At 37.4% G+C, this 11,262-nt stretch carries 11 protein-coding genes and 1 other annotated feature; of the genes, 4 read left to right on the top strand and 7 right to left on the bottom strand.

Translation table 11 applies throughout. From position 1 onward, the window contains the following. Window positions 1-426: 426 nt before the first annotated feature. From WAX78_RS18220 to WAX78_RS18195, 6 genes are all read right to left on the bottom strand, one after another. Entirely contained in the window at window positions 427-1,110 is a 684-nt protein-coding gene (locus tag WAX78_RS18220; RefSeq protein ID WP_336483401.1) for a protein rep, read from the bottom strand. Window positions 1,111-1,276: 166 nt separating this feature from the next. After that, on the bottom strand, window positions 1,277-2,539 hold the full coding sequence (tyrS, locus tag WAX78_RS18215; protein WP_336483399.1) for a tyrosine--tRNA ligase: 1,263 nt from the start codon (window positions 2,537-2,539) through the stop codon (window positions 1,277-1,279). Window positions 2,540-2,622: 83 nt separating this feature from the next. Continuing rightward, window positions 2,623-2,839 (bottom strand) — a binding site (T-box leader). Window positions 2,840-3,105: 266 nt separating this feature from the next. Next, window positions 3,106-3,486: a VOC family protein gene (locus tag WAX78_RS18210; protein ID WP_336483398.1), complete on the bottom strand. Its 381-nt coding sequence runs from the start codon at window positions 3,484-3,486 to the stop codon at window positions 3,106-3,108. 91 nt (window positions 3,487-3,577) lie between these two features. Beyond that, window positions 3,578-4,093: an SRPBCC domain-containing protein gene (locus WAX78_RS18205; RefSeq protein WP_336483397.1), complete on the bottom strand. Its 516-nt coding sequence runs from the start codon at window positions 4,091-4,093 to the stop codon at window positions 3,578-3,580. A 29-nt stretch (window positions 4,094-4,122) separates the two neighbouring features. Then, complete coding sequence (locus WAX78_RS18200) at window positions 4,123-4,467, bottom strand: ArsR/SmtB family transcription factor (RefSeq protein WP_336483396.1); 345 nt, start codon at window positions 4,465-4,467, stop codon at window positions 4,123-4,125. Between the two features lie 281 nt (window positions 4,468-4,748). Continuing rightward, a complete protein-coding gene (locus WAX78_RS18195) occupies window positions 4,749-6,776 on the bottom strand; it encodes a glycoside hydrolase family 13 protein (RefSeq protein WP_336483395.1) in 2,028 nt (675 codons plus the stop codon). Between the two features lie 326 nt (window positions 6,777-7,102). On the opposite strand from WAX78_RS18195, the gene WAX78_RS18190 reads away from it, so the two are divergent. The 4 genes from WAX78_RS18190 to WAX78_RS18175 all read left to right on the top strand — a co-directional run bounded on the left by WAX78_RS18190 (window position 7,103) and on the right by WAX78_RS18175 (window position 10,843). Further along, on the top strand, window positions 7,103-7,933 hold the full coding sequence (locus tag WAX78_RS18190) for an AraC family transcriptional regulator (RefSeq protein WP_336483394.1): 831 nt from the start codon (window positions 7,103-7,105) through the stop codon (window positions 7,931-7,933). 146 nt (window positions 7,934-8,079) lie between these two features. Next, window positions 8,080-9,249 carry a multidrug efflux MFS transporter gene (locus WAX78_RS18185; RefSeq protein WP_461781926.1) on the top strand — a complete coding sequence of 390 codons (1,170 nt, stop codon included), beginning with the start codon at window positions 8,080-8,082 and terminating at the stop codon, window positions 9,247-9,249. A gap of 11 nt (window positions 9,250-9,260) precedes the next feature. Beyond that, window positions 9,261-9,848, top strand: a complete 588-nt coding sequence (locus WAX78_RS18180; RefSeq protein WP_336483392.1) for a hydrolase — start codon at window positions 9,261-9,263, stop codon at window positions 9,846-9,848. A gap of 314 nt (window positions 9,849-10,162) precedes the next feature. Further along, window positions 10,163-10,843, top strand: coding sequence for a DUF4183 domain-containing protein (locus WAX78_RS18175; RefSeq protein ID WP_336483391.1), 681 nt, complete (start codon window positions 10,163-10,165; stop codon window positions 10,841-10,843). Between the two features lie 37 nt (window positions 10,844-10,880). On the opposite strand, the gene WAX78_RS18170 is transcribed toward WAX78_RS18175, so the two are convergent. Continuing rightward, window positions 10,881-11,165, bottom strand: a complete 285-nt coding sequence (locus WAX78_RS18170; protein ID WP_336483390.1) for a DUF4183 domain-containing protein — start codon at window positions 11,163-11,165, stop codon at window positions 10,881-10,883. Window positions 11,166-11,262: the final 97 nt, after the last annotated feature.

Below are 11,262 nucleotides of genomic sequence, written 5' to 3'. Positions count from 1 at the left end.
TTCAAACAATGCTATTATTTCGTAGAATACATCCATTCATTTCTTCCTAACACGGAATGAATAATATTCATAAAATAACCATCTGTTTTTCTAAAAACTCATCCATAAAACTTGAGTTTTTATTTGTGAATCATTGAACAACTGAACTTATGACGCCAGTTTACTCCCGTATTTTTGTTTTGTCAACATCCTATAAAACACTGATAAGACAGTGTTTATTAGCAAAAACAAAAAACTTTTTATTTAAAGCATTAAAGGTTTAATGCTTTCATGTATTAAAGCTTTAAATCTTTTATTTATAAAAATGAAGAAAATAAATATAAATAAAAATGAATATTAATTCATAAATAACCACGGTGAAAACAACAAAAAAAGAAGAGTGAATTTGCTTCACTCTTCTGCTGCATAAAAAGGCTAAGTGGATTATTATTTTAAAAAGGGATTCTTTTCATCTTCTCTTAAACCTGGATGCCAGTTTAACATATTTACAAACGCTTGATTTGCAATCGCATCGTTTATACATAATTCATCCATGTCTAAATGAGACTTATTTTCATTTAAAAATTGTTCCATTACATTTTTTAACAATTTACTATATCCGATCAAACGTCTAGATGTAATTATTTTACTTTTCAGAAGAGGAATTTCACTTTCCTGTTCACGAAATGTTAACAATTTTTCTGTGAAAATCTCTCGCTTATCTTCTTTTCCGTTAACTACTTTCACTTTTACATACAAACCATCTTCTATCCCTAATGCTCTGCTCCACAAAGAGATCCAGTTATCATGTTTGATATAGTATCTCCCCTGAAAATAGCTTTTTATCATCGGAAGTAAAATGTGAATTCTCGGGCGATACATATCACCTATTTTCAAAATATCCAACATCCTAAAATAACCTAAATTGGCTTGTTGTACAGACTTATACTTACATAACCGATTAAATCCAATTAACATCTTATCTAACGTCTGATTAATCTGTTCTTCGATTATATTTTCTAAGCCCAAATCTACTAATAACCAATTCACTTGCTGCTTTTTATTAACTTCTGCTATCACATGGTGATTAACGTATGCTAATTCCACAGTTCGTTCCCATGATTCCAGCATAATTAATCCCCTCGCTTTCCCAAATTCATTTTTGTCGCTGCCGTACAGAATAAAAATTTAGCCTTTGCATGCTGCAAGAAAAAGCCCTGACCGTTTCTAAACATGGCCAGGTGCTCTCTCCCACCTAAAACGCTTTTTCAATTTGCATTTATATATTTACAGCGTATTATTCTCCTAATTTCACTAAGCTGTAATTCTTTTTACCTTTACGGATAATAATAAATCTGCCATCGAATGAATTTTCTACCGTAACATCTGTATTTACATCTGTTACTTTATCTCCGTTCATCAAAATAGCTCCATTATTAATATCTTCTCTTGCTTGACGTCTAGAAGGTTCAATTCCTAAATCTACTAACCACTCAACAATATTTTTTGTTTCCTTTTCAGCACGGAAAGTCGGCATATCTTTAAAGCCTTGTTCAATTTCATCTGCAGTTAAGGATTTAATATCCCCGCTAAATAATGCTTCTGTAATTTTTACTGCTTGTAAAAATGCATCTTCACCATGAACAAATTTTGTCATTTCTTCTGCTAATACTTTTTGCGCTTCACGTTTATGAGGCTCTGTTTGAACTTTTACTACTAATTCATCAATTCTATCTTTCGTTAAGAATGTGAAGAATTTTAAGTATCTAATCACATCACGATCATCTGTGTTCACCCAGAACTGGTAGAATTCAAATGGTGTTGTCTTTTCAGGATCTAACCAAATTGCTCCGCCTGCTGTTTTACCAAATTTCGTACCGTCTGATTTTAATAGTAATGGAATTGTTAATCCAAAGACTTTTGCATCTGGTCCTTCTTTTTTACGAATTAGGTCTAAACCGCTTGTAATATTTCCCCATTGGTCACTGCCGCCAATTTGCAGTTGTACATCTTCGTGTTTGTATAAGTGATGGAAGTCCATCGCTTGTAGAATTTGGTATGTGAATTCTGTAAATGAAATCCCTGTTTCTAAACGACTTGCTACAATATCTTTTGCCAGCATATTATTTATACTAAAGTTTTTACCGTAATCGCGTAAAAACTCAAGAATGCTTACTTCATGCGTCCAATCGTAGTTATTTACCATTTTCACTTCGCTATTTCCGCCAAAGTCAAATAGCTTTTGCATTTGTGCTGTTAACGCATCAACATTATGCTGCACTTGTTCTAATGTTTGCAGTTGTCTTTCTGTTTGACGTCCACTTGGATCACCGATTGTTCCCGTTGCTCCTCCAATTAAGATAACTGGATGATGCCCAGCTAATTGGAAACGTTTCATCATCATAAATGGAATTAAATGTCCGATATGCATACTGTCACCAGTTGGATCTACACCACAGTACAAGGAAATCTTTTTCTCTTCTACTAGTTTACGTAACCCTTCTGCATCTGTTTGTTGATTAATAGCATCGCGCCATTCCAATTCGTCAATGATGTTCATGTCTTTCCAGCTCCTTTAATTTGTAAGTTTTTCTTATCTTAGTTTGGTAAGAATATAAAAAAAGTCCCTATGTCTACACTAGACATAGGGACGATTTTTAACCGTGTTACCACCCAGATTGCACAAATAGTATTGACTATTCGTACCACTCTTAGCAATAGTATCGATTGCTACTCCGCTTAGCATTACCTAAGATACTCCAGAGTGTAATTCGCAAGTTTGTTTGTGCTAGGTTCCATCAACCCCTAGCTTTCTAAATAACAGTGACAAACTGCTACTGGGCTCTTTCAACGTATTTGATATGTTAAATTAAAGCCAATTATAGAGAAGTAAAAATTCATTGTCAATTCTATACAGAAATGTTTTTAAATTGTTCACATTCGCTTTATTCTTTTAACGCGATAAAGCGAAACCCCTATTAGCGGGGGTTTTCTTCATCTCCTACCTATCTTCTTTGCTTCTCGCTGAATCGATTTTATGATGTATTGGTTACAAAAATGGAAAATCAAACAAGCAAAAAAGCGATGCCTGTATTCAAGCATCGCACTCGTAAATTGAATATAAATTTACTTTTTTTCCATTACTGCAAAGTAATTATTTTCACTATCTGCAAAATTAAATACTCTACCTGAAGGCATATTTACAATTTCTCCGATTGTAACGTTTTTGTTTGATAAATCACTATATAAATTATCGAAATTTTTCGATAAAAACATTAAAGAAGGTGTTCCAAGATTTAATTCAGGCGACATTTTCGCAATAAATTCCTTATTATGGAGAATAATGCTTGTTTCAGCTTCTTTAGTTGGAGCAATTTCAATCCATCTCATACCTTGACCATTGTCTTCCTCTGAAATTACACTAAATCCTACTTTTTCTGTCCAAAACTCCTTTGCTTCGTCTTGGTTATTAACATACAACATGATTTGACCTACACTATTAATCATTGATATTTACGCCCCTTTTTATAATTAATTTTAATTACAAAACTTAATGATTCTAAACTTTTCTAACACTAAAACCAGCGTTACGGTAACTCTACTTCAGTGATTCCACAAGCTCATTCAAACGATCCCAAGTTTCGGTGATACCTTGTATCATACCCATGTCCATGACGGTTTTAAGGGCTTCTGCCGAAACATATTCAGCACGGTTTATTAGCTTTGTCTTTCCACCCAAGTCGATGAATTCCAATTTAATCTCGGTCGACGGCATGGAGTCATTCAAATTCCCTTCGGCATCCGAAAAGTAATCGGTGTAGACGATCTTCTCCGGCTCGATAATCTCCTTATAAACCCCTTTGCCCCAGGATTCCATACCAAAAAATTGACCCTGATTCTGATCGACACACTTCATACAGTAGTGCCAAACGCCTCCCGGACGGAAATCGACGGTGCAGACTGGAATCTCCCAGCCCTTTGGCCCCCACCAGCGTTTCAGATGCTCCGGCTCTTGAAACATCTTGAATACAAGTTCGCGTGGCGCATCGAAAATACGCTCCAGTACCAATACCCGATCGTTCTCTACTCTCGATACCAATGAATTGTTTGACATCGTAATTCCTCCTTGAACATGAAATGATTTTACGATTTTTCCTTGTTTTGCAATTCCTTCAAATAATCATCTAGATTGTCGAATCTTTCTTGCATCACGCGCTGGAAGGACTGTATCCAAGAATCCAGCGCTTGGAAGGGCTCGGGCCGGAGCTTGTAAATGCGGCGGTTAGCTTCGGCCTGTACTTCCACAATCCCGTTGTCGCTTAGCACTTTTAGATGCTTCGAAGTTTGGGGCTGCCTCAATCCCAGCTGGTCGGCGATTTCCCCAACAGTCAGGGGACCGTCACGCAAGAGTTCGACGATATTCATACGATTTGGTTCAGACAAAGCGCTCATCGTCGTCATGTTCACGCCCGGAATCTTTCCTGACATGTTGTTCACCTCATCAAGTGATGGTCTCTGATTAAAGCACATCTACATCATCACTAGTATTATCATCTTGTTGAATTGATTATATCCAACGAGGAATATTCCTGTCAAGGAATATTGAAAAATTAAAGTAATACCGGGTCAGTGCCGAATTCACAGAATCCAATCCTTCATAGGTTGAGTGAAAAGTATGTTCTATAATTCATGGCCTTTTTCTGTTTAATAAACATGAAAAGCGCTCTAATTTCAGAGCGCTTCATGTAAAAATATATGAGTTACACTGTTTACTGCGCTAAAATCGCACCATAATGTCCATCAACTGTAAAGGTAACGTTTCCGTTCTGTACGGTATACGTTTTACCAGTCAGTTTGTCTGTGACAACACTTCCATTTTGCATGCTTAGCTGCCATACAGGAACAGTTACAGTATGGCTGGCAGAATCATTGTTGAGTACAACTGCAATTCTATTTGTTGTATCAAAACGACCATAGGAATATATTTTATTTGTATCATCTGTTTGCAGCGTCATGAACGACCCCGTTCTTAATGCCGGATATTGGTTACGAATGCTGATGAGCTTTTGTGTTAAAGATACAGCGCCATTGGAAGTAGTCGCTTGGGACCAATCAAATGTCCGTCGGTTATCAGGATCTGCACCGCCCATTATGCCGTATTCATCTCCATAATAAATGGTTGGCGTACCAACATACGTCATTTGGAAAATGAGCGCTAAATATGTCTTCCAAATATCACCGCCAGCACGTTCACCAAAACGGGTAATATCGTGATTAGATAGATGATTGCTCATCGCTTGCTGAACATTTGTCGGATAATTAGCACGTGTTCCTCTTAGCCAACTGTCGAATTGAGAAGCTGGTATGGAAGCTGCATTGTTACTGTAATCTTTCCCTGTTATCCATTCAGAAACTGGTTGCGTAAATCCATCGAAATTGGTTGCACTGTCCCATTGGTTCCCTTGACCTGTCCAAGGATTTGCATTTCCCCAATATTCACCAAATATCGCTGCATTCGCGTTTACAGACTTCACTGCACTTCTGAATTCAGTCCAAATTTGGTGATTCACAGCGTCACTGCCATTACCTCCGCCAGCATCTGTATATTGTGCTGCATCTAATCGCCAACCATCAATGTTATAAGGGGCTTTCAAATACGTTTTCGCTACGGAGTCGCTATTATTATACATTTGGTTTCTTACCGGTGAATCACTAGCTCCATAATCTAGCTTAGGCAAACTGTTAAACCCTAAAAAGCTAGCATATGTATTCGGCCAAGACTGGAATGTATAGTAATTAGACCATTGGCTGGATTGAGACTCATAAGCTCCTAAAGAAGAGAAATTATTATACTTATCGAACCATACATGACTATCTCCTGTATGATTAAATACACCATCTAATACTAAATATCCCTTTGGTCCGTTTGCTGTGCTATGAACGTCTGATGATAGCGTTTGCAAATTTGCGTTTGTTCCAAATGCAGGATCCACAGTCATATAATCCTGTGTATCATACTTATGGTTAGAAGGAGATTTAAAAATCGGATTTAAATAAATAATGTTAGCTCCTAACGTTTGTTTAATATACCCGAGCTTCTGGTCTACTCCTGCTAAATCACCGCCAAAGAACACTAGGTTGTTCGTATAGCCGGAATCGGCATAGACACTGCTTCCCCAAGCTTTTTTCTCAGTTGGCGTGCCATCGTAAGTGTACGCATTCGTTTGCACATCATTCGAGGAATCACCATTATAAAAGCGGTCAGGGAAAATCTGATACATAACACCATTCTTCATCCAATCCGGTGTTTTAAAATTTGGGACAATATAAAAATCACCTGATGATGGTTCAGATGTAGAAGGACCGTTGGCATTATACCAAACAGAAGAAGATCCATCAGTAATTTGAAAACGATAATACTTTTGCGAAGAACTAGCCGGAATTGTCCCTTGCCAATAATCAAATGTTCCCGTAGCATCGTTGGACATCCATGACATAGGAATCACGTGGAACAATCCATCAGCAGTATCGTAGTACTTTATATTCACACCGGTAGTATCACCTTTAAATGTACGGAATTTCAGCGTCACACTTTGAACAGATGTCGGTTCTGGCACGCTATCATAGACAGGACCTTGGTCATGAAATAAACCATTCCACTCTACATTATTATCGTTCGTTGCAGCATAAGCCGAAGATACAGATGGTGTGTACAGCAAAGATGTCCCTAAAACAAGTGTAGATAATGCAATCGTTTGCATTAATGTGCGCTTTTTACCCTTCTTTACTCTTTTCATCGCAAACCTCCTATACAAAATGTAAGTGCTTTCAAATCTATTATATAAGTAATCTATCAAAAGTAAATGAATTAATTTTCTGAAATTAAAACTTCTATCAGTTATCCCCCACTTTCAATTTAGAAAAGCTGAATAATAGTAACCCATCCTTCATATCTTATGCTGAACCTTTTGGGGCTTGTAGTAAACTTTGATACGATTGCGGTATAGTTTTTATTTTGCGGTAATCTGTAACGGGGTTATGGTAAGAATACATTGGACAGAGTACGATAAGTTCATAAAGAGGTATAATTCCATTACAAATCACATTCAACAATGGAGGAAACATGCACATAAATAAACTGTTTTTTCACATTCATTACTGCAATTACAGAGACTCTAATGAACCAAGAAGAGTTTCAAGGAAGATCACCCGAACACTTCAACATCATGCACTCGTTTTTTTTACCAGAGGCACAGGCAGTATTATTATTGAGAAGAAAAGGTATGAAATTAAAGAAGGTATGCTGTTCTATCTTTGTCCTGATGTACTACATTCTATAGAACTAGATACTGAAGAACCAATATGTTGTGTAACAGTGCACTTTAGTTACGCAAGTGTGAGCTTTAATGAAAATAAATGGGCTATTACTAACGAAGTTGAGCTGCTCCCTCTGCACTTTGCACAAGAGTTAAAGGATTACTATCAGGTTGATACTATATTCAAAAAATTAGTTAACAGTTGGAATGCGAAGTTACCTGGATACGAGTTTATGACTAAAACCTTGCTTCAACAATTGTTAATTGCCATTTATCAAAATATAAAAAAGCAAAATCGAAATTACTCAACTTCTTTAAAAGTGGAAAAAATCATTGAATACATGCATCAAAACATAAATAGTAAAATAACGTTGACCGAATTGTCAGAGATGGTGCAGTTGTCACCTACTTATCTATCAAGGACTTTCAAAGAAACGACAGGATATTCTGTAATTGGTTTTTTTAACAAAATAAAAATTGATAAAGCCAAAGAACTTATTATTGAAGGCAACAAAAAAGTAAAAGAAGTAGCACAAACACTTGGATTTGCCGATGAATTTTATTTTAGCAGGATATTCAAAGGGATTGAGGGAATAAGCCCTTCAGAATTCTATAACAAAAATGTCCATGGATTATAATATAATGCATGTTACAAAGCCAATCTATAAGCTAAAATGATGATGTTATTGTTCATTACTTTTGTACAATAACGGAATTATAAGCAGAAGAGAGGCTTATTTTTTTGCAGATTTGGAAAAGAAACTTATTCATTTGCTGGTTTGGGATGTTTGTAACAAGCGTAGGAATGAGCCAAATTGCGCCAGTGTTGCCACTCTATATCAAGCATCTTGGTGTTCACAGTTCAGCTTTAATTGCTCAATTTTCAGGAATTGCTTTTGGTGCTACCTATATAATTTCAGCTGTTTTCTCACCTATTTGGGGTCAGGCCGCTGACAAATACGGACGAAAGCCAATGCTTTTGCGGGCAAGCCTTGGTATGGCAATCGTTATATTTAGTATGGGGTTTGCACAAAATGTATATGAGCTGATCGGATTAAGAATATTGCAGGGCATTATTACAGGATATAGTACAGCTTGTACCACATTAATTGCAACTCAGACGGATAATGAACACGCTGGATGGGCTTTAGGTACACTTTCAACCGCAAATATTGCAGGTTCCTTGCTTGGACCAATGATTGGTGGTTTTATAGAAGGTAACTTTGGCTTGCAAAATGTATTTTTTATAACAGGTACAATGCTGCTGATTTCATTTATTACAACCGCTTTATTTATAAAGGAATCTTTTACTCGCCAAGATAAAAAAGCGCTTAGCAACAAGGAGATATGGAACACTATTCCTGAAAAAAGCTTGACGATTACAATGCTTGTGACCTTTTTTGTATTAACTCTGGCATTATATTCTATTGAACCAATCATAACAGTATATGTGAGCCAGTTATCCCCAAATACCAATCATGTTGCTCTGTTAGCTGGAATCACATTCTCAGCTTCAGGGCTGGCAAATATCATTGCTGCTCCAAGACTAGGAAAAATCTCCGATAAAATAGGAGCGCAAAAAGTTATATTCGTTGCACTTGTAATGGCAGGACTCATTTTCATACCACAAGCCTTTGTAAAAAATCCTTGGCAGTTCATAGGCCTTCGCTTTTCATTAGGATTAGCAGCGGCAGGATTAATTCCTTCTGTTAATACTTTGATTAAGAGAATTACACCAGCTTCTCTTACAGGTAGAGTTTTTGGTTTTACTATGTCTGCAGGATATTTAGGCGTATTTGGAGGTTCAGTTTTAGGCGGACAAGTGGCAGCCTATTGGGGTATCAGATATGTATTTTTGATTACGAGTGCATTGTTACTGATAAATGCTCTGTGGGTTTATTTAAAAGTATATAAAAAACTTAGTTTAAAAGAAGAAGCATACATGCATGAATAGGAGAGAAGAAAATGAAAGATATACAAACTAAATCAATAAAAGCAGAAAAAACAGCACTTGTAGTGATAGACTTACAAAATGGAATTGTAAACGGACCACGTTATCCTTACACTGGTGCACAAGTTGTTGAGAATGCAAGCAAATTAATTCAGGCATTCACAGACAAAGGAGCCTTTGTCGTTCTTGTAAAAGTTTCATCTGTAGATGGAAAAGATATGTTAAAACCAAATATAGATGCACAAGTCCCTCCAATGCAATTCCCAGAAGGTTGGGATCATTTTGTTCCTGAACTAACAAATGTGCAAAATGCTCATTCTATTACAAAAAGACAATGGGGCGCATTTTTTGGTACTGACCTTGATTTACAGCTACGACGCCGTGGAATTGATACGATTGTACTATGTGGTATTTCTACTTCAATCGGTGTGGATACCACAGCACGAGAAGCATATCAACATGGCTATAACCAAATCTTTGTAGAAGATGCAATGACAGCTTCTACAAAAGAAGAACATGATTATGTTTGTAAATCTATCTTCCCTAGAATCGGTCAAATTCGAACAACCGAAAAAGTGGTCGACCTTCTTGTTAACGACTAAATCAAAGCACCTAATTTCAAAAAATCCCTGATTTCAATCAAGAAGCAGGGTTTTTTGCATTTTAATGGCCTTAGGGAAATGAATAAAGTGAAGCTTCCCCCAGTGGTCCCTCACTGATGGAAAGCCCACCCAGTCAAACTTTTACGGGCGGTTATCCCCCACCTACTTTTTTCACTTCACTCAATCTTGAGGTAGGATTCTTACTACCCCAAAATAGCGAGATAAAGAAACATGACCAATGTACAAACAAATATTATATATATTCATATACTTATAATATATGCACTCTGTTTGCAAAAAAGGGGGGCACTATTTTGAACCCATTTCCTTGTGCGTTTCCTCTCCCGGAACCCGGACCGACTGGGGCAACCGGAACTACTGGACCCACCGGAGCTACTGGACCACTTGGACCTACTGGAGCTACTGGGACTACTGGACCAATCGGACCTACCGGGGCTGATGGAGTTACTGGACCGGCTGGAGCCACTGGGGCTATTGGACCGACTGGCTCTGATGGAGTTACCGGGACTACTGGATTAACCGGAGCTACTGGACCTATTGGGCCTACCGGCGCGAATGGACTAACTGGGGCCACTGGAACTACTGGAACTACTGGAACTACTGGAGCTGATGGTGCTACCGGGGCAACCGGAACAACTGGGCCGACCGGCGCTACTGGTGCGGATGGAACTACCGGACCTACTGGAGCTACTGGGCCTTCCTTCCAAGGCTTGGTTCCTGCTACTAATCTCATGTATTTCACAGTTTCAGATGGCACAAGTCTTGTATACACAAACGCTGATGGTTTACCTCAATATGGAACGACTCAAATATTAGCACCAAATCAAGTATCCTATATAAATTTATTTATTAACGGCATTATTCAACCACAAAGTTCTTATAACGTACAAGCGGGTATATTAACGATACTTGCTGATGAAGCGCCGCCAGCAGGCAGTCCAATTACACTTCAGTTTATTTTGATTAATCAATGAAAAAACGGATTCTTTTCAAAGAATCCGTTTTTTATTACTAGTTTACAACAAATTCAATCATAACCGGAACACCAGCATCTAAAACATCTCCACCAGGAATTGTAATAGCTGTTGTGGTTACAGTTGAAGTGTCTCCAGGCTGTAATTGTCCGTTCAGGTATAGATTATAATATGCAAATGATGCAGGAAATGCGGTAGCAGAAGTTCCTGCGTCATTGCTAAAAGCAGTTGCTAAAATGTTAAAAGTTGCTCCTGTTCCTGTTCCGGCACCAATTGTTGAATTAAATCTTTTACTTGCTAAATAAGGTTTAATAATCGCCACTTTATTTCACTCCTTTCGTTTTCAAGTTAAATAGGGCTTATCCTACGCTACATATTATGTAAATGTTTTATTTTAGTAACGGCAGCTGCCTGTTTTT

The sequence above is a fragment of the Bacillus yunxiaonensis genome, from assembly GCF_037104695.1.
GTDB lineage: Bacteria > Bacillota > Bacilli > Bacillales > Bacillaceae_G > Bacillus_A > Bacillus_A yunxiaonensis.
The sequence above is the reverse complement of the archived record's forward strand: the minus strand, read 5'-3'. Positions and strand labels throughout refer to the sequence as shown.